Raw genomic sequence first — 24182 nt, 5'->3', positions numbered from 1 at the left:
TTTTTATAAATTTAGCCCTCGATAAAGAGTGCGATCTCGTCGCTTAATAAGAAATTTGGGTTGTAAAATTTGCCATTTTTAAAGAGTAGTTTTTCATTTTCTACAAGTAAATTTGCTCTTTTTTTCTGTGTCTCATTTAAGCGCCCAGCATCCACGCCAACGATGCTTCTAAGCCCTAAAAATATATGCTCTCTTGCTAGTTCGCTTTGGCTTAAAATTTCTCTTTCTCTATGCGTTGGCTGCGTGATATAGGCGTCTATGCTACTTTTTGCGTAGTATCTAGTGCCATTTACAAAGCCCACGCTAAAAGCCCCCACGCCAAGGTAGTTTTTGCCCTGCCAGTAGCCAAGATTATGCTTGCAAATTTCTCCGAAATTTGAAATTTCATACTGCCTAAAGCCAGCTCGCTGGGTCTGCTCTATCATAAATTTAGCCAAAGTGTCGCTATCCTTTTTATAGCTTTTTTTGCCAGCAAATGGGGTGTTTTCTTCAAGTGTGAGCGAGTAGGCACTTAGATGCGTGATAGCAAGATTTTTTAGATTTTCAACCTCAGCCAAAAGGCGCTTTTTGGTATCAAATTTAGTGTCATAGATGAGGTCTAAATTTATGCTCTTAAAGCCAGCTACATGGGCATTTTCAACCGCTTTAAAAATTTGCTCACTGCTGTGGATGCGTCCTAGAAATTTAAGCTTATCTTCAAAAAAGCTTTGCGCACCAAAGCTGATGCGGTTTGCGCCTAAATTTTTTACATGCTTTAGCCAGGCTAAATTTGCGGAATTTGGATTTGCCTCAAAGGTGATCTCGGTTTTGGGCGTGCAAAGTGGAGCTAAAATGCTAAAAATTTCATCATAAAATTTGGCATTTACCGCGCTTGGTGTGCCGCCACCAAAAAAGATAGTAGAAATTTCTTTTACATTTTGGCTTTTTAGCTGGAAATTTAGATCAAGGCAAAGCGCTTTAAAATAGTCGCTAACCTTCTTAAATTCGTCATCGCTTGAGCCAAAGGCACAGTATGGACACTTGCTTTCACAAAATGGCACGTGGATATAAACTTGCAAATTTCTCTCTTTTTTAAATTTTGGCGATTATAAGAAATTTGGCATTTAGAGCAGTTTAAAAGTAGCTTTTTTGCCTTATCAGCTCGCTTGGTAAAAAGCCAAAAGCGCCTTTAAAAATTTTTGCAAAGTGCGCTGCATTTGTGTAGCCAACGATACTAGCAGCCTCTTTTATGCTGATATCATTTTGCTTTAAAAGAGCAAATGCAAGCTTTAGCCGCTCTTTTGCTAAAAGCTGATAGATCGTATCTTTGAAAAAGAGTTTAAAATTTTTCTTAAGCCAAAAGTCATTAGTGCCGCAAAGATGCGCTAGCTCCTTGATACTTGGGGGATTTTGCATGCGAGTAAGTAAGATTTTCTTAGCCTTTAAAAGCACTTTTTCTTCGTCACTGCTAAAGCAAATTTTCTCATCTTTTAAAGCTTTACTCTTGTAGATAAGCTCTAAAATTTTTGACTCTATAAAGATCTCTCTCATCATACCATCATATAAATTTGTCGTCTCAAGCTCGTTTAAAACGCAAATTTGAGCCTTATCTTTTTTGTATTTTATAAGATCAAATTTCTCTTCAAATTTTAGCTCACTAAAAATTTCAAGCTTATTTGCATAGTGCTCTTCAAAAAGCAAGGTTTTAGTTTTATAAAATTTATTTTGATATTCAAAAACGCCTTTTAAGCTATCATTTACTAGCCCTATGCAAAACTCATCCCTGCTTAAAAGATACTCTTTTTTATCAAGCTTAAAGCAAAGATTATCTTTTGCTTCGTTAAACATCAAAAATAGATATTTTTTATCTCCCTGGCTCTCTCTTTTTATGATTTCATTGCATAAAATCTCGCTTTTTAGGTAGCTGATGCCATTATTTTGTTTGAAAAATTCTACATTTATCCGCTTGTTGTTTTGTGAGATTTTACTTATGCCATATCTTTTATCTAAATTTATCATTTTATCCCTTGAGCGTTAAATTTTATCCTTCTAGCGTTATGTCTGATATTGATAACGATTATTTAATTTTAGTAAAATGTGATTTAAATTTTAATAAGGAGTTTTTTGTGAGAAGTCTATTAAAAATTTCTATTTGTGCGGCAGTTTTTATAAATTTACCGCTTTTTGCAAATGAAGATAAGCTCTTGCCAGAGGTTAAAGTAGTGAGCGCAACTGGCTTTGAGCAAAACATAAAAGACGCACCTGCAACGCTTAGCGTCATCACTCAAGATGCGCTAGAAAAGAGAAATCACAAGGACGTTGAGAGCATGGTAAAAGACGTGCCAAGCCTTTTTGGAGCGACTCCCGAAGCGGCAAATAGACGAGGAATTTCTATACGCGGATTCTCTACAAGATTTACTAAAATTTTAGTAAATGGCATGCCAGTGCCAGGAGATAATGCTTATAAGGGGCTAAGAAGTGTTGGAGGCTCATATAGTTTCATCCCGCCAGCAAGTGCGATAAGCCGTATCGAAGTGATACGAGGTCCTATGAGCTCGCTTTATGGCAGTGACGCACTGGGCGGTGTGATAAACATCATAACAGATGAGTTTAGTAATGAATTTAGTGCAAATCTTGGCTCAAGCTATAAATTTGCTAGAAATAAAAATATAAGCGGTGAGTTTTACAACAGCCTCTATCTGCACTCTGGGCTAATAGACGATCTTTTAAGCATCTCAGTTTATGGCAAAAATTTAAACAAATCAGAGGATAAAATCTCATACGCAAACAGAGAGCAAAAAGATATAAATTTTGGCACGAAGCTCTTTTTTAGGCCAAATGAAAACAATGACATCACGCTTGAGCTTGCAAGAAGCGATGTGAAGTATAAAAGAACTAAAGGCAAAACACTATCGACTGGCACTAACTCAGTTGCTAGTGAGAGAATAAAAGGCGATGTGATAAATTTAAGCCACGAAGCAAGGCTTGATAATATCTTGCTTCAAAGCTACCTCTCTTACGGCAAAATAAAAGAGATCGCACAACAAAATTTGACGCTAAAAACACTAAATTTTGATACAAAAGGTTCATATTTTACTGATAACAACGCCTTTACTTTAGGACTAAACGCCAAAAAAGAGAAGCTTGATGAAAAGGCAACCACCGCAGATGCTGCAAATGTAAAAAGATATGACATTTCGCTTTACGGCGAGGATGATTATCACCTTACAAAAGACTTTATCTTAAGCACTGGCATTCGCTATAACTACGACGAGAACTACGGTTCGCACGTTTCACCAAGAGTTTATGGCATCTATAGCTTCAATGACTTTTTTGCCCTAAAAGGCGGAGTTAGCACAGGATACGCGACGCCTGACATCAAACAACGCACGCAAGATCTTGCATTGCCATTTGCTGGAGGACGTGGAGCACAGCTTGGCAGAAGCAGCCTTAAGCCAGAGACAAGCGTGAGCTATGAATTTGGCGGCGTTTATAATAACAATGAAGGCTTTGAAGCATCGCTAACTGGCTTTTACACAAGTTTTAAAGATATGTTAAGCTATAGCCCTATCTGCTCAAGAGGCAGTGTTTGCAGACATAAAGGCAAAATTTATCCAAATGGTATTTGGGAGAGTGTAAATATCGGCAAAGCTGAAATTTACGGAGTTGAATTAACAAATGAGTGGCAGGTAACAAACGCTCTTAGGCTAAATCAAAGCTATGTTTATACAAGATCAAAACAAAAAGATGGAGCAGAGATCGGCAAAAGCTTAAACAACTATCCGCTTCATACATTTAAATTTGGAGCGAACTACGAGCTAAACAGATGGCTAAATTTCTGGTCTCAGATAAATTATTATGGTAGGACTAAAAACTCATTTAGCTATGCTGATGACACAGACCTTACGTGATCGCCGATCTTGGCATAAACTACAACGTAACTAAAAATTTCAGCCTAAATTTGAGCGTTTATAACCTCTTTAATGAGTACTTTACGACAAGATCTGGCAGATACGACATCTTGATAGCTGACGGACAAAAGATCGAGCTTGGCTTTAATCTAAAGTTTTAAAATGATAAAAATTTTGAAAAAATTTCATCTCATCTTGGCTTTCATCTTTGCCTTGCCGCTTCTTGTTCTTAGCATTAGTGGAGCGATCATCTCGTATCACGATGAGATAATTGATATCTTTAGCAAAGATGAGGTTGTAGCTGGCAAAAAGCCTTTAGAGATAGATGAAATTTTAAAAATTTTTAGCAAAAGCGAGCCAAATTTTAATCTTAGCTACCTAAAGATGAGAGCAGAGGCAAACAAAGCTTACGTCATAAGCGGAACCAGTGAAAATGGCGAGTTTGAGTCGTTTTTTGTTGATCCTTATACCGGAGAAATTTCTGGCAAAAACAGCGCAGAGAAATTTATAGGGCTGGTTTTAAATTTGCATAAAAACTTAGCCCTTTCGCTTTTTAAAAATGAAAATTTGAGTAAATTTGCAAGCGAGCTTGTGGCACTCTCTACGCTTGCGTTGCTTTTTATCTTGATAAGTGGGGCGGCGATATATTTTTGGAGGTTTAGAAGCAGGGTGGGGGAGGCTTTTAAGCTAAATTTAAAAGCAAAGAAATTTGCATTTTTGTATTCGCTACACGGCTTTTTGGCATCTATCTTGGTGCCGTTTTAAGCGTGATTTGCATTAGTGGGCTTTACTTTTCTTATGAGAGCTTTGCTAAGGTTATAAATCAAATTTGTGGCGAAGAAAAGGTCTTTAAAAAGCCAAATTTTACAAACAAAAATGGCTTTAGCTTAAGCGATGAGCAAAAGGTGGCAAACCTTAAAAAAGCTTATGAAATTTTCATTTCTAAATTTGGGGACGAGTTTGATGCTTTAAATTTTATAGCAAATAGCGGTGGCATCAAATTTATGCTCTTTTACTTGCCAAAGGGGGCTAATGAGAGAGATGGTGTTAGGCTTTTAGTAGATACTAAAAGCGAGCAAATTTCAAAAAATGCCATGCCAAAGTCATTTGAAATTTATAAATTTATGCTTGATTTGCACGCTGGATATATCTTTGGTGAGCTTGGTAAATTTATATTTTGTCTAGCATCGTGCAGTGTGGTTTTGCTACTTTTTAGTGGAGGTGTGATTTATTACAAACGGCGTAAAAGCTAACTCTTATTTATCTATCTCTTAACTCTTTTTCGTTATCATCTCAAATAAATTTTTTGGAAAAGACATGCAAAAAAAATATAGACCAAATGTAGCAGCTGTCATTTTGTCTAGCTCTTACCCTTTTAAATGCGAAATTTTAGTCGCAAAAAGGGTTGATATGGACGATATCTGGCAGTTTCCTCAAGGTGGCATAGACGAAGGCGAAAGTCCAAAGCAGGCACTAAAAAGGGAGCTCAAAGAGGAGATCGGAACTGATAAATTTGACTTCTTAGAAGAGTATCCTGAGTGGCTTAGCTACGACTTTCCAGCAAATGCGTCAAAGAGATTTTACCCATTTGATGGGCAGACGCAAAAGTACTTTTTGGTTAGGCTAAAAAATGGTGCGAGCATAAATTTAAAGACCGAGCATCCAGAGTTTAGCGAGTATAAATTTGTAGATATTAACAAGGCTTTAGAGGGGATAAATCACTTCAAAAAGCCTATTTATGACAAAGTTTTGAGTTATTTTAAAGAGAAAGGATATTTTTGATGTTAATCGTTCAAAAATTTGGCGGAACTAGCGTAGGCACGCTTGAGCGCATCGAAGCTGTGGCAAACAGGGTCATAGAGACTAAAAACAGCGGCGCTGACGTTGTGGTCGTAGTTTCTGCGATGAGTGGAGTTACAAATCAATTAGTTGAATATAGTGAGTATTTCTCAAAGCACCCAGACGGCGTTGCTACTGATATGCTTTTAAGCTCTGGGGAGCAAGTAACCACCGCACTTTTGACGATTGCACTAAATGCAAAAGGTTATGCGTGCGTAGGACTAACTGGCGCAATGGCTGGGATAATGACTGATGATGTGCATACAAAAGCTAGGATAGAAACGATAGAGACAACAAGGCTAAAAGCTGAGCTAAAAGCTGGCAGGATTGTCGTCGTAGCAGGCTTTCAAGGCATAGACGACAAAGGCGATATCACCACTCTTGGCAGAGGTGGAAGTGACCTTAGCGCGGTTGCATTAGCTGGTGCGCTTGAAGCTGATCTGTGTGAAATTTTTACCGACGTTGATGGCGTTTATACGACTGATCCAAGGATAGAAAAAAAGGCAAAAAAACTAGAAAAGATAAGCTATGACGAGATGCTTGAGCTTGCTTCTGCTGGGGCAAAAGTGCTTCAAAATCGCTCAGTCGAGCTAGCAAAAAAACTAAATGTCAAACTAATCACAAGAAGCAGTTTTAACCACAACGAAGGTACATTAATAGCAAAGGAAGATAATATGGAAGCGGTTTTAGTAAGCGGTATAGCACTAGATAAAAATCAAGCAAGAGTAACTTTAAGAGGCGTAGTCGATAAGCCTGGCATCGCAGCTGAAATTTTCACAGCTCTAGCTCATAAAAATATAAATGTAGATATGATCATCCAAAACGTAGGACACGACGGCACGACAAATTTAGGCTTTACAGTGCCACAAAACGAGCTTGAGCTAGCAAAAGAGACTATGCAAAAGCTCTCAGCTGCAAAACATGTCGAGTATGACGATGCGATCGTGAAAGTCTCAGTTATCGGCGTAGGTATGAAGAGCCACAGCGGCGTAGCATGTCTAGCATTTGAGACGCTTGCAAAAGAGGGGATAAATATCCAAATGATCTCAACAAGTGAGATAAAAATTTCAATGATCGTCGATCAAAAATATGGCGAGCTCGCAGTTCGCGTGCTTCACGATGCGTATAAGTTAGATAAATAATGCAAGATTTTATCCAATGGACGCTTGAGACTATAAGAAGCGAAAGATATATGAGCTGGATGGAGGAGAAGCGCGTCGAATGGACGCCTTTGCTTGCATCTAGGCTTAAATTTTTGCTTGATAGCAAGGCTTTTATAGTCATCTGCGACGATGAGCGAGAGTGGTTTGAAAACTATCTTTTAAGAAATATTAACCGCACAAAAAGCGAGCGTCCATTTTTGCCATTTTTTAGCCTAAGATCGCTCTATCCAGCCTTTGATAGCATCGAGACAAACGAGCAAAAGCAGCTTTTAAAAGATATGCTAAGCCTTGCCTTTCCAAATGGCTACATCTTTTTTTACATCGGCAAGAGCATAGATAAGCGCGCAAATTTAGCCAAGACTGATGAAAACAGCTATATGTGGCTCTTTGACGAGCAGGCGCAAAACAGCTTCACGCTAAGCTCGAGCGATGAAAACTTAGACATCAAACTTCTAAATTTATATAAACTTTTTGACAAGAGCATAGATGCCGTGCTTTTTGCAAAGGTGATGCTCTAAATGCTTAATAAAATCGTCATAACAAGCGATTTTGAAAATTTAAAAGCCAAGCTTGAAGCCGAGTTTGGCGTAAATAATCTAAGATTTTTTATAAGCGATGATTTTTTACTAGAAAATGCAAAAGAGGTCATCGCCGAAGCCTACATCGCCGAAAAAGATGAGAAAATTTTAGTTATCGAAGCGAAGTCTTTTCGCACCGAGGCTCAAAACGCACTTTTAAAGATTATCGAAGAGCCCCCAAGAAACATCAAATTTATAATAGTAACGCAGAGTAAAAATTTACTTCTACCAACGATAAGATCGAGGATGCTCATAGAAAATAAGCTTACCAAAAAGCCAAAAATGAGTGTGGAGCTAAATTTAAAATCGCTCAGCCTAAAAGAGCTAACAAGCTTTATCGACCAAAAGATAGCAGAGGAGCAGGCGCAAAAATTTGGCAAAAACGAGCTAAAAGAGCTTGTCGGAGCCATCGTGACAAAGGCGGTTGATAGTGGGTATAAATTTAGCGGCGATGAGATGGAGTATTTTTTCTCACTCATCAAGCTTGCCGATCTAAACGCGAAGTCTCACGCCATTTTAACGCCACTTTTGCTTACTATCTTTGAGAAAGGACGACGTTGAAATTTTATAAGATAAATAACAAAAGCGACTTTGATCAAATTTGCAAGGCCGTCTCACCAAGTCCGGCTGGCGCGAAGCTCATGCACGAAAAGAGCGAGATAAATTTTATCTTTATCGATGAGATAAAGACCCCAGCGGCAAATATCCTAAAGCAAGACGCCCTAAGTGTCGGCGCCGAGCTGGTGACGCATAATGATACGATCTTAGGCAAAGAGAGTCTAAACAAAGCCTTGCTAATGGCGACAAACGCGCAGCTTAAACAGCTAGCTAAAAAAGAGAAGCTGCAAGACTTTGGGCTTAAAAAGCTTGCAGGTTTTTTAGAGACTAAATTTATAAAGCCTACTAAGCCACTTATAATGGGCGTGGCAAATATAAATAAAGATAGTTTTAACGAGCAAAGCCGCATAAATACGCAAAATGGCATAGCTAAAATAGAAGCGATGATCGAAGCAGGCGCGGACTACATCGATCTTGGTGGCGTTAGCTCAAGGCCAGGGAGCGAGTACTGCGGCCGCGAGGAGGAGTTTAGGCGCATAAAAGATATCATTGAAGAAATTTATAGGCTAAATTTACATGAAAAGGCGAAATTTAGCCTTGATAGCTTTGATGAGTATTGCTTAGAATTTGCGCTAAACCACGGCTTTAAGATGATAAATGACATCACGGCAAACGCAAATTTAGCCCCACTTGCTGCAAGATACGATGCGCAGTTTTGCATGATGCACATGCAAGGCGATCCTGCCACCATGCAGATTGCGCCAAAATACAACGACTTAATTGGCGAAATTTCAGACTTTTTTGAGCAAAGGATTGTCCTTGCAATGGAGCTTGGCGCTAAAAAGATAGTGCTTGATGTTGGCATCGGCTTTGGTAAGACGGCTGAGCAAAATTTACTGCTTATTAAGCATTTGGAGCATTTTTTGAAATTTGGCTGCCCATTGCTAGTTGGCGCTAGCCGCAAATCAGTCATAAATCACTACTATAAAAGCGAGGTTAAGGAGCGCTTGCCAGGCTCGCTTTATCTGCACTTAAAAGCCTTTGAAAACGGTGCACAGATCATAAGAACGCACGATGTGGCCGAGCACAAGCAGCTTTTTAATATGCACGAGGCGATGAGCCAAGCCACGCTTTGGTAGGGCGCTTGGCTAAAAAGAGGCTAGATGAAAAATTTACTTCCACCGCCTTGGATCAAATTTCCTCAGATTAGCCCCTTTTCTATCGGCTGGAGGATGGGCTGCGGCGAGGATTATAAGTTTAAATTTAATGAGTGGCTAAAAACGCTAAGTCAAGATGAGCGTATCGAGTATCAGCAGCTCTTTGCTGAGCCTGCGACGTGGCGTGGATACTGGGACGAGAGACTTGGCGATGATGAAAGCACGCTTTTTATCAAAGATGAATTTGTCACCGACCTTTGGGAACGTGAGCCTAGATATGAGTTAAAGTGGCTTAAGAAGCGCTATAACGCAGGTAAGGCGGATAAATTTCTATTTTTTTGGGGCCATCAAAAGAGTGCGGGCATAAGCGCAAGCTGTCTAAGCCAGTGGTATAGCTCTAGCTTTTGGCAAGACGAGGTTCATTACATTTGCGCCGAGCAATATATGATGGCTAAAAAGGCTGAGTGTTTTGGTGATGACGAGGCCTTAGAGCAAATTTTATCCGCCAAAGATCCAGCGCAGATGAAGGCGCTTGGCAGGCAGGTGCGAGGCTTTGACGCTAAGGTCTGGGATGAGGTTAAATTTGGCGTCGTGCTAAATGCGAGCTATTTAAAATTTAGCCAAAATGCCAAGCTGCGAGAGTTTTTGCTCTCGACAAAGGATAAAATTTTGGTTGAGGCAAGCCCTGTTGATAAAATTTGGGGCATAGGCATGAGTGCTGATGATGAAAATGCGCACAATCCTATGAAGTGGCGTGGGCAAAATTTGCTTGGCTTTGCGCTGATGAGGGCGAGAGATGAGATAGCAAAGGTCTATAAAAATGTCCATTTATGTGACGCCAGAGAGCTAAATTTGGATCATTTATAAAGTATGTTTAAGATAAAATGCGGTGTAAATTTGGAGCAAAAATGACAAAACAAGAGTATGAAAGAGCGGTAGATACGCTAAATGCGTGGGCAAAGGCCTACTACGACGAGGACGAGCCACTTGCAAGCGACGAGGAGTATGACGCGCTATATCACGCGGTGCTTGAATATGAGAGGGTAAATCCAAGTGAAATTTCGCTATTTTCGCCGACTAAGCGAGTGGGTGGGGGCGTAAAAGAGGGCTTTAGCAAGGCAAGTCACATAAAGCGCATGTGGAGCATGGAGGATATCTTTAGTCTTGACGAGCTTGATGCGTGGCTAAAGCGCGGCGATAAAGAGAATTTGACCTTTGTTGCTGAGCCAAAATTTGACGGAGCGAGCCTAAATTTACTATATGAAAATGGTGTTTTAGTTAGGGCGATAACCAGAGGAGATGGCGTTACAGGCGAGGACGTGACGCAAAATGCAAGGACCATTAGCTCGGTGCCAAAGAGCATTAGCTACAAAGGGCTCATTGAAATTCGTGGCGAAGTCGTCATAAGAAAAGATGACTTTGAGCTACTAAATATAGAGCGCGCAAAAAATGGCGAGGCGCCACTTTCAAACCCTAGAAACGCAGCCGCAGGAAGCCTTAGACAGCTTGATAGCGCAGTCACTGCTAAAAGAAAACTACTTTTCATACCTTGGGGCGTGGGCGAGCAGAGCCTTGGGCTAAAAGATCACAGCGAGGTGATGAAATTTGTGCGAGATCTTGGCTTTGAGAGAGATGATTTTTTCAAAATTTTAAAAAAAGATGAGCTTGAGGCCGCATATAACGAGCTCTTGGCAAATCGTGAGGCAAAAAGCGTGATGATGGATGGCATGGTGATACGCGTAAATGACCTTGCGCGCTGTGAGCAGCTAGGCTACACGGTCAAATTTCCAAAATTTATGGTGGCATTTAAATTTCCAGCCATTGAGAAGGTGACAAAGCTAAGAGACGTAGCACTTCAGGTTGGCAGAAGCGGCGTGGTGACGCCTGTTGGTGTGCTTGATGAGGTAAATATCGACGGAGCCAATGTAAAATCAGCCACCCTTCATAACTTCGACGAGATCAAGCGCCTTGGCGTTATGAAAAATGACTACATCGGCATCATCCGCTCAGGAGATGTGATACCAAAGATCACAAAGGTCTTTAAAGATAGGCGAGACGGCAGCGAGCAAGCGATTGAAAGGCCTAAATTTTGCCCAGTTTGTGGCTCGCACCTGCTTGATGAGGGTGTTTTTGTGAAGTGTCAAAATTTAAGCTGCAGGGCAAGAGTAGTGGGCTCGATAATCCACTACGCATCGAAAAAATGCCTAAATATAGACGGCCTTGGCGATGCGATCGTAAATTTGCTATTTGACAAGGGGCTAATTGCTTGCATAAAGGATATCTACGGCCTTAAATTTGATGATCTCATCACGCTTGAGGGCTTTAAAGAGAAAAAGGTAAATAACCTTTTAAATGCGATCGAAGCTAGCAAAGGTGCGGAGCTATCGCGTTTTATCACGGGTCTTGGCTGCGAGCACATCGGCGAAGTGGCAGCTAAAAAGCTTGCAAGTAGTTTTGGGCTGGGCTGGCTTGATGCTAGCTTTGAGGAGCTTGTCTCGCTTGAGGGCTTTGGCGCGGAGATGGCAAATAGTTTAACCGACTTTGCCGAGGTAAATAGAGCAGAAATTTTAGCTCTTAGTCAGATCGTGCAGCCAAGCGTGACGCAGACGCAAAGCATCTCAAATGCGCTAAGTGGCAAGACGGTCGTTATAACTGGCACGCTAAGTCGCCCAAGGGACGAGATAAAGGCGGAGCTTGAGAGTTTTGGCGCTAAAGTATCTGGCTCAGTCTCTAAAAAAACGGACTTCGTCTTAGCTGGCGAGGAGGCTGGCAGCAAGCTAGAAAAAGCAAATGAGCTAGGCGTGCTGGTGATCGATGAGAGCGAATATGAGAGGCTAAAACTTGAGGCTTGATAACTACGTCGCGAGCGTTTTAAATATAAGTAGAAACAAGGCGAGCGAGCTGATAAAGGGCGGCAAGGTGCTAGCAAACGGCGAAATTTGCACCAAGGTTTCAAGCGAGGTTAGCGAGGCTAAAATTTCACTGCTTGATGAAATTTACGTTGGGCGAGGCGCTTTGAAGCTAAAGAGCTTTTTGGAAGCGATGAAATTTGACCTAGCTGGCAAAAACGCACTTGATATCGGCAGCTCAACTGGCGGCTTTATGCAAATTTTACTTGAGCGTGGCGTAAAGAGCGTGACTGGCGTCGATGTGGGTACTGATCAGCTAGATGCTAGTCTAAGAAACGATGAGCGAGTGAAAATTTATGAAAAAACTGACGTCAGAGAGTTTGCAAAATCGCATCAAAATAAATTTGATCTCATAACTTGTGACGTGAGCTTTATCTCTTTGGCTGAAATTTTGCCTGCCATTTGCGAGCTAGCAAGCGCAAATTCGCTCATCATCATGCTTTTTAAGCCACAGTTTGAAGTTGGTCTTGGCGTAAAACGCAACAAAAAAGGCGTTGTCACCGACGCTAAGGCTGTAAATTTAGCGATGAAGCGCTTTGAAGTGCTAGCAAGTAGCTTGAAATTTGAACTGATAGCTTGCAAAGAGTGCGAGGTCAAGGGAAAGGAAGGAAATGCCGAATTTTTCTACGCTTTTAACAAAAGATAACATCACTGCCGTTGCGATCGGGCACTTTGACGGCGTGCACAGGGGGCACAAGCAGCTTTTAAAACAGCTTGGCGAGTTTGGCGGACTTGTCGTCATCGATAAAAATAAGGCAAACATCACGCCAAAGCTAAAGCGAGCTGAGTACTCAAACTATCCTTGCTTTTTGTATGATTTTGAGAGTATAAAAGGGCTTAGCGGCGAGGAATTTATCGCACTTTTAAAGCGGGATTTTAAAAATTTAAAAAAGATCGTTGTTGGATTTGATTTTAGATTTGGCAGAAATAGAGCGTGGGACAAGCACGATCTGAAAAGAATTTTTGATGGTGAGGTGGTAGTCGTTGATGAGGTTTGTTATGACGGCATGGGCGTACATAGCTCATCCATCAGAGAGCTGATACGTCAAGGTAACATCGATGAGGCAAATAGGCTAATAGGCAGGGAGTACTCGATCGAGGGCAACGTGATAAAAGGGCAGGGCATCGGCGCAAAAGAGCTGGTTGCCACGCTAAATTTAGATATAAAAAGCTATCTTTTGCCGCGCGAAGGCGTCTACGCGACAAGAACGAGGATGGGCTCATACACCTATGGCTCGGTCACTTTTATAGGCAACAGGCTTAGCACGGATGGAAATTTTAGCGTTGAGACGCACATCTTAGATGAGGTCGCGCCAAAAGTGACAAAGCATGTTGCTGTTTGCTTCATAAAACGTTTGCGCGATAATAAGAAATTTAATAATCTAAGCGAGCTAAAAGAGCAGATAAAACGCGATATAAACGAGGCTAGACAGTGCGTTGGCGTGTGCGATCTCTTTTTTGGAGAGACGATGAGATACTTTGACGGATATGGAGCTGGTATATGAGAGATGAAATTTTTAAAGAGCCTATAAGCAAGCAGTTTGAATTTGATGACTTTGTGGCGAGCGTTTTTGATGATATGATCTCGCGCTCGGTGCCGTTTTACGACGTTAGCTCAAATTTAAACGCAAAGTTGCTGGCTAAAATTTTGCCAAAAGAGGCAAGCGTATGCGACCTTGGCTGCTCTACGGCAAATAGCCTACTTTTGCTAAACAACCTAAGAAACGACCTCGTGCTAAGCGGTGTGGATAACTCTGAGGCGATGCTTGCAAACGCTAAAAACAAGGCAAAAGCTTATGGGGTTGATATAGAGTTTATCTTAGATGACATTTTAGAGTGCGAGCTAGAGGGCTTTGACGCAGTTTTGGCAAACTACACATTGCAGTTTATCAGACCGCCAAAAAGGGCTGATCTGGTGCAAAAAATTTATAACGGACTAAATGAAAATGGCGTCTTTTTGTTTAGCGAAAAGATCATCTTTGAAGATAAAAAGCTCACTAAAAGCGTCATAGAAATTTACGAGGACTACAAGCAGGCGCAAGGCTACTCACGCTACGAGATCGCCCAAAAAAGAGAGGCGCTTGAAAATGTGCTGGTGCCATACACTGAAGAAGAAAATAGAAACTTAGCCCTAAATGCTGGCTTTAAGCGTGTCGAGAGCACATTTAAATGGGGAAATTTCATGAGCTTTTTGGCGTTTAAGTAAATTTAAAAACATCTGCTTTTGTATTTAAATATAAAATTTAATCATAAACATTGAATTTAAAATTTAGATTTTGCTTTGCAATGTCAGCATTTTTGAATAATGAAATTTAATAGTAAAGAAATTTAGCGGGAGTTACCCGCTAAATTTACTCATTTATCGCTGCGTTTCCGTGGTGGTGGAAGTCATCGTAGATGATCTTTGAAGTTTGGAATTTCTCGCGTTTTAGCTCGCGAACTCGTAAAAATTCCTCTTCATCGATCTTTTTGATCTGGATAGCTGCTTTAAATGTCGGAGTCTTGCTGATGTAGTCCCAACCGCTGCTTGTTAGCTCGTTGCAAGAGCTCTCCCAGTAGTGGAAAGTCATCTGTATGATGCCATCAGGCACGATGTCAGTTACTTCAGCTTTTACGACGATGTAGCCGTATCTACTCCAAGCTTTGATAAAGTCGCCTTGTTTTAGTCCGTATCTTTCTGCAAGCGCTGGACTCATCTCGGCGATAGGTCCGATGCTATCTCCGCCCTCTTCGATGGCACGTGAGCGTCTTGTCATGGTGCCAACTGTGTATTGATAAACTTTTCTTGTAGTTAAAAGCTGTATCGGATACTCAGCGTCAGTCTTCTCATCGACTGAACCAGCCATGATAGGATACTCAGGCGACATATTCATCTTCTTAGCAAACTCAAGTTTTGCGCTCTCGATCTCATCAGCCTTATCCACAAATAGACAAGGCACGAAGCGGCCTTTGCCATCAGGTGTAAAGAATTTCTTATCTAGATATAAGCTCTGACCGCCCATATCATCTTCAGTTGGGCATGGCCAGTGAAGTCCGTGATATTTTTTAAGCCTATAGTAGCTCATACCGCCGTAGCGTCTAGGGTCGCATTTTCTAACTTCTTCCCAAATTTCTTCTGGTGAGTTAAAATTAAAACCCTCTGTTGCACCCAAACGACGTGCGATCTCGCAAACTATCCACCAGTCTTGTCTAGCATCACCTGGAGGTGTGATGACAGCTTCGTTGTGCTGGACACGGCGCTCCGCGTTTGTGTAAAGACCCTCTTTTTCGCTACTTGCAACGCCAGGGAGAACGACGTCAGCTTTTAGTGAAGTCTCAGTTAAAAATAGATCTTGAACCACGTAGAAATCGACATTTGCAATGCCTTTTAAGAAGTGGTTTGTATTTGGCTCAGAGATGACTGGGTTTTCACCGATAGTCCAAAAGAAATGCACTCTGCCATCAAGGATCGCATCAGGTACTTCAGTTTTATGGATGCCTATCTTTGAGTTTAAAAATCCAGGTTCTAGGTGCCACATTTTCTCAAACCAAGCTCTTTGCTCTGGGTCAGTTACTGAGCCAAGATTTGGGAAGATGTTTGGTAAAACGCCCATGTCGCAGCAGCCTTGAACGTTCTCTTGACCTCTAAGAGGCAAGTCGCCTGTGCCAAGCTCGCAGATATTGCCAGTGATCAAGAATAAATTTGATACGTCGCAAACTCCGCCAACGCCGTGGTTGAAGTGAGTTACGCCCATGCCGTGAGTGATGACGGCTGGTTTTGTGGTGGCATACATTCTAGCAGCTGCTCTTATATCCTCTGGATTTAGCCTTGTGTATTTTGCTACAACCTCTGGGGCATAGTCTTTTACAGCTTCTTTAACGTACTCGATGCCTATTGTGTGGTCTCTTACAAATTCCTCATTTACAAGGCCTTCTTCGATGATAGTGTAAAGAAGTGCGTTAATAACAGGGATGTTGTGCTCAGGCTCTAGCTGCAAGTGGATGTCTGCTCTACTTGCAAACTCAGTCTTAATAGGGTCGATAACGATCAGTTTTGCACCGCGGTTTAGCGCTCTTTGGATGTGCATAGCTGCGATTGGGTGGCCATTTTCTGGGTTTGAGCCTATCATTAATATACAGTTACTATAAGTGCCAATCTCTGTAAAGCTATTTGTGGCAGCTCCGTTTCCGATTGTTTTAGCAAGTCCTGCTACTGTCGGAGCGTGTCAAATTCTAGCGCAGTGATCGACGTTATTTGTGCCAATTACAGCGCGCATTAGCTTTTGAGCGACGTAGTTGTCCTCAAGCGTACAGCGTGCTGAGAAGTTTCCTGCTAGTGAGTCAGGGCCGTATTTCTCTTTTGCCTCTTTCATCTTTTCTACGACAAGATCAAGCGCCTCGTCCCAGCTGGCCTCTTCAAATTCACCGTCCTTTGAAAAGACCCCATTTTTCTTTCTAATAAGCGGCTTTGTAAGTCTGTCTGGACTTGCAACGTAGTCCCAGCCATAAAAGCCCTTTAAACATAAATTTCCTTGATTGACTGGATTGTCTTCGACGCCAGTAGCGGCACGAACGACGTTGTTTTCCACGTGCAAGGTTACTTGACAGCCTGTCCCGCAATAAGGACAGATGACTTTGCCTTCTTTCATCACTTTCTCCTTCTAAATTATGCATTTTCTGCATATTTATTTTGAGTAATATTACTAGCGCGAAACTTAATCTTTTATGAAAAATTCTTTATTTAAAAAATAAATTTTAATTTTAAGTTATATTTTATATAAAATTTAAAAAGCCGAATATATAGGAATTTAAAAAATATGCTAAATTTGCATGAATTTCTAAAATTTATCAAATAAGAAATAAATTGTGTAAATTTGACACAGAAGCTGAAAGATGAAAAATTAAATTTAAATTTAGTTTGTAGCAAGATATTTAAACTACAAAAAAAGAGAAATTTTAAGATAAAAAGTGAAATTTAAAAGGAGAGCAGGTCGCTCTCCGTGGGATTATTTATCTCTTAAGCCAAGCTCAGAGATTAGTTTTGAATATGTAGTGTAGTCTTTGTTTTTAAGATACTTTAAAAGTCTTTTTCTTTGACCAACTAGTTTCAAAAGACCTAAACGTGATGAAAAGTCTTTTTTGAAAATTTTAAGGTGTTCTGTAAGTTCAGTTATTCTAGCTGTTAAAAGAGCTATTTGAACTTCTGGAGAGCCTGTATCTCCCTCTTTTCTAGCGAATTTCGCAACTATTTGAGCTTTTTTAGCCGAATCCAAAGCCATGATGACCTCCTGATTGGTGAATTTTGGAAGAGCGATTATAGCATTTAAAACATAAAGTTAGATAAAATTACGCTTTTTAAAAATTAATGAAAAATGCAGTAAAAATTTAATAAAATTAGGGCTATTTAAAGAGTTAAGGAAGATAAATGCTTTTTACAAAGGCAAGCGAATACGCTCTACTTTCGCTTATTTTAATATCTCAAAAATCATCGCCAGTTGATGTTGATACGATCTCAAATGAGCTTAAAATTTCAAAAAGTTTTCTGGCAAAAATTTTACAAAATTTAGCAAAAGATGGAGTTTTAAAGTCATTTAAAGGAGCAAATGGCGGTTTTGCACTAAACGGCGAACCTGAAAATTTAAGCATAAAAAAGATAATCGAATGCGCCGAAAAGCGCGAACTAAGCGTCTTTGAGTGCTCATCTTCAGCGCTTGGCTGCCCGTCAAACAAAGCCTCAAGCTGTCAAATTTGGTCGATGTTTAGCGGCCTTCAAGGCAAGATCGACGAGATGCTTGACGCGATAAAACTAAGTGACATCGTTAAGAAGTAAAGTTGGCAAAGCAAAAAAATAATATCTTGACTCTTGTCGCACCGTTTCTTGCGCCGATTGTCAAATTTAAAAGTCTTAGCATCGTTGGCATCATCGTTGCCATCCTTGCTATCATCATCGTGCCGCTTCCAAGTGCGGTGCTTGACTTTTTCTTGGCGCTTTCGATCTCGATTTCAGTGCTTATTATTTTGATCTCTATTTACGTGCCAAAACCGACTGACCTTAGCACGTTTCCGACGCTCATTCTTATCATCACGCTTTTTCGCCTCTCGCTAAACATCGCAACTACGCGTATGATCTTAAGTGAAGGTCACAACGGCCCAGAAGCGGTCAGCGAGATCATCTCAAGCTTTGGAAATTTTGTCGTTGGTGGCAACTTTGTCATCGGCACCATCGTCTTTTGTATCTTAGTACTCATAAATTTCATGGTCGTAACAAAGGGTTCAACCCGCGTGAGTGAGGTGCAAGCGCGTTTTACACTTGATGCGATGCCTGGTAAGCAAATGGCGATAGATGCGGATCTAAACGCAGGTTTGATTGATGAAAAAACGGCGCGCGAAAGACGTCAAGCCATCATCGGCGAGGCAAATTTCTACGGCGCGATGGATGGTTCTTCTAAATTTATAAAAGGTGACGCTGTCGCTGGCATCATCATCACTATAATTAACATCATCGGCGGCTTTGCTATCGGCTCGTTTCAGCACGGCCTTGATATGGCGACATCGGCTCAGTATTATACGATCTTAACTATCGGTGATGGCCTAGTTAGCCAGATCCCAGGACTTATCACTTCAACAGCGACTGCCATCATTATCACAAGAGCTAGCAAAGACGATGAGGACTTTGCAGAGGGCACGCTAAATCAGCTCTTAGGCGACTATAAAACCTTGCTGATAGTGGGCTTCATACTATTTATGTTTGCCCTTGTGCCAGGTCTGCCAACCCTATCTCTTGGCTTTATAGCGCTGCTATTTTTAGGGCTTGGCTACATCATCAAGCAGACAAAAGATGGCGGGCTAAATTTAAGCCTTGCACCAAAAGAAAAAACTGCTTCTAAAAAGGCTGGCGGCGCTGCGCCAAGTGGGGCAGGGGCGGCAGCTGCAAGCGGCGGGGCTGCTAAGGCACCAAAGAAGAGCGACGAAGAGATCGCAAGAGAAGAAGAGACAAAGATAAATGACATCTTAAAGCTTGAAATTTTAGAGCTTGACCTAGGGTATGGCCTACTAAAGCTAGCTGACGTGGATCTAATCGAGAGAATTCGCGCTATGAGGCGAAATATCGCTTCAAGCCTTGGCTTTTTGATGCCAAAGATAAGGATCCGCGACAACCTCCAGCTACCGCCAAACGAGTACCGCTTTAAACTAAAGGGCATCGTGATCGGTCAGGGTGAAATTTATGCGGATAAATTTTTAGCGATGGATAGCGGACTAGTGAGCGAAGATATCGAGGGGATTCCGACAAAGGAGCCAGCTTTTGGGCTAGACGCTCTTTGGATCGATGCTAGCGTCAAAGAGGACGCTATACTTAGCGGCTACACGATAGTTGACCCTGCAAGCGTCATCTCAACGCACATGAGCGAGCTTATCAAGCAAAACGCAGCCGAGCTTTTAACTCGCCAAGAGACACAAAATTTACTAGACAAACTAAAGATCGACTACCCAGTCGTGGTCGAGGATACGCTAAGGATCGCACCTATAAATTTGATCCAAAAGGTCTTAAAAACGCTGCTTAAAGACAATATCCCGATCAAAGACCTACTTAGCATACTTGAAGCCATCAGCGATATCGCCGAGGTTAGTAAAAATTTAGATATGATCATCGAGCACGTACGTGCAGCACTTTCACGCGTCATCACCTCGCTTTATGTAGATGAAAAGGGTCAGCTAAATTTCTATATCCTAGACACCGCCGCGCAGCAAAAACTCATGGACGCGGTGCAGTATAAAGACGGAGCATATCACTTGATGATAAATGTGGCGCAGACATCATCTATCGTGCAAGCACTTAGGCGTGAAAAAGAGAAGCGACCGATGAGTCAACACGGAGAGATGGTGCTTTGCGTGGAGCCAAGCTTGCGCAAATTTATAGCAAATATCTGCGCAAATTTTGCCATCGACATAGTGGTGCTAAGCTTTGCTGAGATCTCGGCAAATACGCCATTTGAAACAGTTGGCGTCATAGAAATAGAAAATTTATAAAGGAAAAAGATGAAAATTTATCACCTCTCGCACACCGATCTTGACGGATACGGCGCGCAATACATAACAAATTTTTACTTCAAAGATGTGAAATTTCTAAACTCAAACTACGGCAGAGAGATAGATGATAAATTTGCTCAAATTTTATCTGAGATAGATGTCTCTAACGATGATAAAAACGTCATTTTAATCACTGATCTAAATTTAAGTTTAGCTCAGTGTGAGAGCTTTGAGGAGATGATAGAGGGTAAAAATATAAAGCTATTTTTGCTAGATCATCACCAAAGCGGTGCCGAGTGCGCGAGCGCTTACTCATGGTATTTTTTGGATAGTTCAAGGTGCGCTACAAAGATCACTTACGACTTTTTTGCGGGCATTTTTGGCCAAAACAAAGAGCTTGAAATTTTTAGTGACGTCGTAAATGCCGTGGATATCTGGCTAAAAGATGATAAAAATTTCGAGATGGGCAAGGTCTGCTTGGGGCTTGTGGCAAATGCTAAAGAGATAAATAAGGTGATGTTTGAAGCTGAAAACAACCTTTATATGGATCATATCTTAAAAGAAGCTAGCAAATTTTTTAACGAGAAAAACGACTATATAGGCCTTGATATGCAGGTGCATGCCATTAAAAAGTCATTTTTCAAAGAGGATAAAGACGATACACTAAGCAATCTAATATCAAACTACGTCGTAAAAAAACTTAGTGAAAATAAAGAGAAATTTAGCATAAGCTATAAAGATCATAAAGGAATTTTAACCTACAATATCGGCAACGTTTCGGTTATCGGCAACGACTTTTTGGTGGCAAATCCTGAATTTGACTTCTTTATCGACGTGACAAATAAAAAAACGCTAAGCTTTCGCGCAAATGGCAAGTTAGACGTTAGCGCCATGGCAAAACACCTAGTTGGTGGCGGCGGGCACGTCAATGCTAGTGGTGGCTTGTTTGCAAATTTCAAAGATGGCTTTAGCTATGAGCCGATCAAGGCGCAGATAGTTGATCTAATAACTAAAAAAACACAGGAGGAGATATGAAAGAAGAAGAGGTAAGCGTAGAGGAGCTTAGCTACGAGCTTAGCATGGTGCTTGAAGCGATGTTTTACTATGCTGGCGTGAAAAAAGACAAGCTTGAAGAGGCGGCAAATCTCTATGTTGAGTGCATCGACGATGCGTTAGAAAACTCTGACGCTAGCGGTAGCGACGAGGTCATAGAGATAGTTGAATATATGAAAAAACACCATCCAAAGTTATTTAAATAAGGAGAAAATATGAAGAAAATTTTAGTTTTAGCGGCGGCACTTTTTGCGTTAAATGCTATGGCAAATGAAAATTTAGACAAGGCAAATGAGCTTTATGCAAAGAAAAATTTTAACGAGGCCTATCTTGCTTTTAATAAAGCTTGCGGCGAGGGCGAGAAAAAGGCTTGCACGATGAATGCGATCATGCTATTTAACGGCGATGGCGTGGCGAAAGATAAAGCTCAGGCTGAGAAAATTTTTACAAAAATGTGCGACGAAAATGAGGGCATGGCCTGCGAAAAACTAGGCGAAATGACAGCTTATGGCCTTATAAAAGACAAAGATGATAATGAAGCAAAAAGCGAAGAGAAGGCAAAAGCTTTGTTTAAAAAAGCTTGCGACAACGGCTACAAACCAGCTTGCGACTTTGTAACAAAATAGATCAAAAAGGGCTTAAAATGGGCTACAAACATAAAGATTTGATAGGAACTAGAGAGCTTAGCAAGGAAGAAATTTTATATTTTCTAGAGGCGGCGAAAGAGTTTAAGGAGCTAAATTTAAGCCAAGTGAAAAAAAATGACTACCTTCGTGGAAAGACCACGATCAACGCATTTTATGAAAACTCGACAAGAACTAGGACATCCTTTGAGATCGCAGCAAAGAGGCTTGGAGCTGATACGATAAATTTCAGCTCGTCAAGCTCTAGCGTGACAAAGGGCGAGAGCCTAAATGACACGATGAATAATATGGCTGCTATGAGAACTGACATCATCGTGCTTCGTCACCCAAGCTCTGGAGCGGCGAAATTTGCAGCTGACAGGACAGAAGCTAGCGTCGTAAATGCAGGGGACGGCACAAATGAACACCCAAGCCAAGCTTTGCTTGATCTTTTCACGCTAAGAGAGCATGGCAAAATTTTGGATAAAAACCTAAACGTGGCGATCATCGGCGACATCGCTAGAAGCCGCGTGGCAAGGTCTGACATCTGGGCGATGAAGAAATTTGGCATAAATTTAAAACTCTTTGCGCCAAGGATGATGATGCCAAAAGATGCTGAGGTATTTGAGTCTCAAATTTGCAAAAATATGGAGGAGGCCTGCGAGGGCAGCGACGTCATCATCATGCTTCGCATCCAACTAGAGCGTGGCGGTGCGGACGTGGCATTTCCAAGCTCGAGAGAGTACTCGAAATTTTTTGGACTAAATAAAAATAGGATAAAGCTAGCAAAGCCTGATGCGATCGTGTTGCACCCAGGGCCAATAAATAGGGGCGTGGAGCTAAACTCAGACGTGGCTGATGGCACGCACTCAGTCATACTAAATCAAGTTGAAAACGGCGTTGCTATAAGAATGGCGATACTAAATACGCTTGCAAAAAATAGGGGCTAACGATGAAAATAGCAATAATTAACGGCACTATCGTAAATAGCGACGAGAAATTTAAGGCAAATATCCTAATAGAAAACGGCAAAATAGCCAAAATCGGAAGTGAGAAATTTGAGGCTGATAAGGTCATAGACGCTACAAATAAGCTTGTCATGCCAGGACTTATCGACATGCACGTGCATTTTCGCGATCCTGGTCAAGAGTATAAAGACGACATCATCTCAGGCTCGCAGGCGGCTGTGGCTGGAGGAGTGACCACCTGCCTTTGCATGGCTAACACAAACCCAGTAAATGACAACGCTTCGATCACAAGAGCGATGATAGAAAAGGCTAAAAACTGCGGACTGATCGACCTTTTACCAATCGCGGCCATTAGTAAAGGGCTTGGCGGCAACGAGATCGTCGAAATGGGCGATCTTATAGAAGCTGGCGCAGTTGCATTTAGCGATGATGGCCTACCAGTGACTAGCTCAAGCGTGATGAGAGCGGCACTTGAGTACTCAAGCATGTTTAATAGCTTTTGTATAAGCCACTCAGAGGACTGCTCGCTTTGCAGGCAGGGCGTCATGCATGAGGGCAAGGTCTCAGCCATACTTGGACTTCGCGGCATGGCGAGAGAGAAAGAGGAGATCGCAGTGAGCCGTGATATGCTGCTTGCAAAGCTCACTAAAGCGCACATCCACATCGCTCACGTAAGCTCGGAATACTCGCTAAAGATCATCGAAATGGGCAAAAAAGAGGGCATAAACATCACTTGCGAAGCTACACCTCACCACTTTAGCTTTAGTGACGATGAAATTTTGAAAAATGCCTACGATACAAATTTCAAAATGTCGCCGCCACTTCGTGAGATAAGCGACGTAAAAGCGGTAAGAGATGCGCTAAAAAGCGGCCTTATAGACGTTATCGCCACCGATCATGCCCCACACCACACGGACGAAAAGATAGTGGAATTTGACAAGGCGCCATTTGGTATCATCGGACTTCAAACCCTTGTGCCACTCACTCTTAAGCTCGTAAATGAGGGCGTTATAAGCTTAGAGCGCATGGTGGAGCTAACATCTACAAATGCGGCTAAGATGCTAAATTTAAAAGATAAGGGCAGACTTGCTGAGGGCATGTTAGCTGACATCGCTGTGATAGACCCTGAGATCGAGTATGTTTATGATGAGAAGATAAACCGATCAAAATCGGTAAATTCTCCACTATTTGGCAAAAAGCTAAAAGGCGCAGCGACCACCACGATAAAAAGTGGCAAGATCGTTTATGAGTTTGGGAAATAATAAATTTGCTCGCACTTGCGGGCAAATTTGCTTTAGATGCTTTGAGATATAAAATTTGCTAGAAATTTCTAGCAAATTTTACTTTTTATGAGTTATATTTTTTAACGATACCGCGAACTACTTTTTCGATAAAAAGCGCAGAAGCTACTTCGCAGTGCTCTCTTGTAGAGTGAGG

The 24182-nt window shown here is 41.4% G+C and carries 23 protein-coding genes and 1 pseudogene; 20 read left to right on the top strand and 4 right to left on the bottom strand.

Going from position 1 to position 24182, the window contains the following annotated elements; translation table 11 throughout:
- Nucleotides 1-11: 11 nt before the first annotated feature.
- Both hemW and CYO89_RS00740 read right to left on the bottom strand, forming a co-directional pair.
- Nucleotides 12-1058 (bottom strand): radical SAM family heme chaperone HemW, encoded by a 1047-nt coding sequence (gene hemW / locus CYO89_RS00745; RefSeq protein WP_103596787.1) that lies wholly within the window; start codon nt 1056-1058, stop codon nt 12-14.
- 55 nt (nt 1059-1113) lie between these two features.
- Nucleotides 1114-1998 carry a helix-turn-helix domain-containing protein gene (locus tag CYO89_RS00740; RefSeq protein WP_103596786.1) on the bottom strand — a complete coding sequence of 295 codons (885 nt, stop codon included), beginning with the start codon at nt 1996-1998 and terminating at the stop codon, nt 1114-1116.
- A 107-nt stretch (nt 1999-2105) separates the two neighbouring features.
- Between CYO89_RS00740 and CYO89_RS00735 the strand changes: the two genes are divergently transcribed.
- From CYO89_RS00735 to cmoA, 13 genes and pseudogenes are all read left to right on the top strand, one after another.
- Entirely contained in the window at nt 2106-3890 is a 1785-nt protein-coding gene (locus tag CYO89_RS00735; protein WP_258032483.1) for a TonB-dependent receptor domain-containing protein, read from the top strand.
- Complete coding sequence (locus CYO89_RS10495) at nt 3887-4051, top strand: TonB-dependent receptor (protein WP_258032482.1); 165 nt, start codon at nt 3887-3889, stop codon at nt 4049-4051. Before CYO89_RS00735 ends, CYO89_RS10495 begins: the two co-directional genes overlap by 4 nt.
- Before the next feature lies 1 nt (nt 4052).
- Nucleotides 4053-5143 (top strand): annotated as a pseudogene (locus tag CYO89_RS10685) (PepSY-associated TM helix domain-containing protein).
- 64 nt (nt 5144-5207) lie between these two features.
- A complete protein-coding gene (locus CYO89_RS00725; protein ID WP_009294160.1) occupies nt 5208-5672 on the top strand; it encodes an RNA pyrophosphohydrolase in 465 nt (154 codons plus the stop codon).
- Nucleotides 5672-6871, top strand: coding sequence for an aspartate kinase (locus tag CYO89_RS00720; protein WP_103596785.1), 1200 nt, complete (start codon nt 5672-5674; stop codon nt 6869-6871). The genes CYO89_RS00725 and CYO89_RS00720 overlap by 1 nt, the downstream gene beginning before the upstream one ends.
- Nucleotides 6871-7410, top strand: a complete 540-nt coding sequence (locus tag CYO89_RS00715) for a HobA family DNA replication regulator (RefSeq protein ID WP_009294158.1) — start codon at nt 6871-6873, stop codon at nt 7408-7410. The genes CYO89_RS00720 and CYO89_RS00715 overlap by 1 nt, the downstream gene beginning before the upstream one ends.
- Nucleotides 7411-8031 carry a DNA polymerase III subunit delta' gene (locus tag CYO89_RS00710; RefSeq protein ID WP_021092289.1) on the top strand — a complete coding sequence of 207 codons (621 nt, stop codon included), beginning with the start codon at nt 7411-7413 and terminating at the stop codon, nt 8029-8031.
- Entirely contained in the window at nt 8028-9167 is a 1140-nt protein-coding gene (gene folP / locus CYO89_RS00705; RefSeq protein ID WP_103596784.1) for a dihydropteroate synthase, read from the top strand. Before CYO89_RS00710 ends, folP begins: the two co-directional genes overlap by 4 nt.
- 24 nt (nt 9168-9191) lie before the next feature.
- Nucleotides 9192-10052, top strand: a complete 861-nt coding sequence (locus tag CYO89_RS00700; protein WP_103596783.1) for an NADAR family protein — start codon at nt 9192-9194, stop codon at nt 10050-10052.
- 41 nt (nt 10053-10093) lie between these two features.
- On the top strand, nt 10094-12037 hold the full coding sequence (gene ligA, locus CYO89_RS00695) for an NAD-dependent DNA ligase LigA (RefSeq protein WP_103596782.1): 1944 nt from the start codon (nt 10094-10096) through the stop codon (nt 12035-12037).
- Nucleotides 12027-12740, top strand: a complete 714-nt coding sequence (tlyA, locus tag CYO89_RS00690; RefSeq protein WP_103596781.1) for a 23S rRNA (cytidine-2'-O)-methyltransferase TlyA — start codon at nt 12027-12029, stop codon at nt 12738-12740. The genes ligA and tlyA overlap by 11 nt, the downstream gene beginning before the upstream one ends.
- Nucleotides 12706-13599, top strand: coding sequence for a bifunctional riboflavin kinase/FAD synthetase (locus CYO89_RS00685; RefSeq protein ID WP_002939474.1), 894 nt, complete (start codon nt 12706-12708; stop codon nt 13597-13599). The genes tlyA and CYO89_RS00685 overlap by 35 nt, the downstream gene beginning before the upstream one ends.
- Nucleotides 13596-14300, top strand: a complete 705-nt coding sequence (gene cmoA / locus CYO89_RS00680) for a carboxy-S-adenosyl-L-methionine synthase CmoA (protein ID WP_103596780.1) — start codon at nt 13596-13598, stop codon at nt 14298-14300. The genes CYO89_RS00685 and cmoA overlap by 4 nt, the downstream gene beginning before the upstream one ends.
- Before the next feature lie 145 nt (nt 14301-14445).
- Here the strand turns inward: cmoA and fdhF are convergent, their stop codons facing one another.
- Nucleotides 14446-16722, bottom strand: coding sequence for a formate dehydrogenase subunit alpha (gene fdhF / locus CYO89_RS10650; protein WP_080655749.1), 2277 nt, complete (start codon nt 16720-16722; stop codon nt 14446-14448).
- A 357-nt stretch (nt 16723-17079) separates the two neighbouring features.
- Nucleotides 17080-17352: a 30S ribosomal protein S15 gene (gene rpsO, locus CYO89_RS00665; protein ID WP_004317763.1), complete on the bottom strand. Its 273-nt coding sequence runs from the start codon at nt 17350-17352 to the stop codon at nt 17080-17082.
- A 146-nt stretch (nt 17353-17498) separates the two neighbouring features.
- Between rpsO and CYO89_RS00660 the strand changes: the two genes are divergently transcribed.
- The 7 genes from CYO89_RS00660 to CYO89_RS00630 are packed head-to-tail and all read left to right on the top strand — an operon-like array spanning nt 17499 to nt 24007.
- Nucleotides 17499-17903, top strand: coding sequence for an Rrf2 family transcriptional regulator (locus tag CYO89_RS00660; RefSeq protein WP_004317794.1), 405 nt, complete (start codon nt 17499-17501; stop codon nt 17901-17903).
- Between the two features lie 2 nt (nt 17904-17905).
- Complete coding sequence (gene flhA, locus CYO89_RS00655) at nt 17906-20101, top strand: flagellar biosynthesis protein FlhA (RefSeq protein ID WP_103596779.1); 2196 nt, start codon at nt 17906-17908, stop codon at nt 20099-20101.
- 9 nt (nt 20102-20110) lie between these two features.
- Nucleotides 20111-21136, top strand: a complete 1026-nt coding sequence (locus CYO89_RS00650; RefSeq protein ID WP_103596778.1) for a DHH family phosphoesterase — start codon at nt 20111-20113, stop codon at nt 21134-21136.
- Nucleotides 21133-21360: a hypothetical protein gene (locus CYO89_RS00645; RefSeq protein ID WP_002942640.1), complete on the top strand. Its 228-nt coding sequence runs from the start codon at nt 21133-21135 to the stop codon at nt 21358-21360. Before CYO89_RS00650 ends, CYO89_RS00645 begins: the two co-directional genes overlap by 4 nt.
- A 9-nt stretch (nt 21361-21369) precedes the next feature.
- Nucleotides 21370-21780 (top strand): tetratricopeptide repeat protein, encoded by a 411-nt coding sequence (locus CYO89_RS00640; protein ID WP_002942627.1) that lies wholly within the window; start codon nt 21370-21372, stop codon nt 21778-21780.
- 17 nt (nt 21781-21797) lie between these two features.
- On the top strand, nt 21798-22727 hold the full coding sequence (locus CYO89_RS00635) for an aspartate carbamoyltransferase catalytic subunit (RefSeq protein ID WP_002942659.1): 930 nt from the start codon (nt 21798-21800) through the stop codon (nt 22725-22727).
- A gap of 2 nt (nt 22728-22729) precedes the next feature.
- Entirely contained in the window at nt 22730-24007 is a 1278-nt protein-coding gene (locus CYO89_RS00630; RefSeq protein WP_103596777.1) for a dihydroorotase, read from the top strand.
- Nucleotides 24008-24182: the final 175 nt, after the last annotated feature.

Origin of the sequence: Campylobacter concisus, from assembly GCF_002913765.1 — a bacterium.
In the GTDB taxonomy this organism is placed as follows: domain Bacteria; phylum Campylobacterota; class Campylobacteria; order Campylobacterales; family Campylobacteraceae; genus Campylobacter_A; species Campylobacter_A concisus_BB.
This window is presented reverse-complemented; position numbering and strand designations above follow the sequence as displayed.

Excerpts from the sequence above, each read along its gene's own strand:
- cmoA (WP_103596780.1), top strand. The coding sequence starts at position 13,596 with ATGAGAGATGAAATTTTTAAAGAGCCTATAAGCAAGCAGTTTGAATTT.
- CYO89_RS00630 (WP_103596777.1), top strand. The coding sequence starts at position 22,730 with ATGAAAATAGCAATAATTAACGGCACTATCGTAAATAGCGACGAGAAA.
- CYO89_RS00635 (WP_002942659.1), top strand. The coding sequence starts at position 21,798 with ATGGGCTACAAACATAAAGATTTGATAGGAACTAGAGAGCTTAGCAAG.
- CYO89_RS00710 (WP_021092289.1), top strand. The coding sequence starts at position 7,411 with ATGCTTAATAAAATCGTCATAACAAGCGATTTTGAAAATTTAAAAGCC.
- CYO89_RS00720 (WP_103596785.1), top strand. The coding sequence starts at position 5,672 with ATGTTAATCGTTCAAAAATTTGGCGGAACTAGCGTAGGCACGCTTGAG.
- CYO89_RS00715 (WP_009294158.1), top strand. The coding sequence starts at position 6,871 with ATGCAAGATTTTATCCAATGGACGCTTGAGACTATAAGAAGCGAAAGA.
- CYO89_RS00740 (WP_103596786.1), bottom strand. The coding sequence starts at position 1,998 with ATGATAAATTTAGATAAAAGATATGGCATAAGTAAAATCTCACAAAAC.
- CYO89_RS00685 (WP_002939474.1), top strand. The coding sequence starts at position 12,706 with ATGCCGAATTTTTCTACGCTTTTAACAAAAGATAACATCACTGCCGTT.
- CYO89_RS00725 (WP_009294160.1), top strand. The coding sequence starts at position 5,208 with ATGCAAAAAAAATATAGACCAAATGTAGCAGCTGTCATTTTGTCTAGC.
- CYO89_RS00660 (WP_004317794.1), top strand. The coding sequence starts at position 17,499 with ATGCTTTTTACAAAGGCAAGCGAATACGCTCTACTTTCGCTTATTTTA.
- CYO89_RS00700 (WP_103596783.1), top strand. The coding sequence starts at position 9,192 with ATGAAAAATTTACTTCCACCGCCTTGGATCAAATTTCCTCAGATTAGC.
- CYO89_RS00640 (WP_002942627.1), top strand. The coding sequence starts at position 21,370 with ATGAAGAAAATTTTAGTTTTAGCGGCGGCACTTTTTGCGTTAAATGCT.
- CYO89_RS00645 (WP_002942640.1), top strand. The coding sequence starts at position 21,133 with ATGAAAGAAGAAGAGGTAAGCGTAGAGGAGCTTAGCTACGAGCTTAGC.
- ligA (WP_103596782.1), top strand. The coding sequence starts at position 10,094 with ATGACAAAACAAGAGTATGAAAGAGCGGTAGATACGCTAAATGCGTGG.
- CYO89_RS00650 (WP_103596778.1), top strand. The coding sequence starts at position 20,111 with ATGAAAATTTATCACCTCTCGCACACCGATCTTGACGGATACGGCGCG.
- rpsO (WP_004317763.1), bottom strand. The coding sequence starts at position 17,352 with ATGGCTTTGGATTCGGCTAAAAAAGCTCAAATAGTTGCGAAATTCGCT.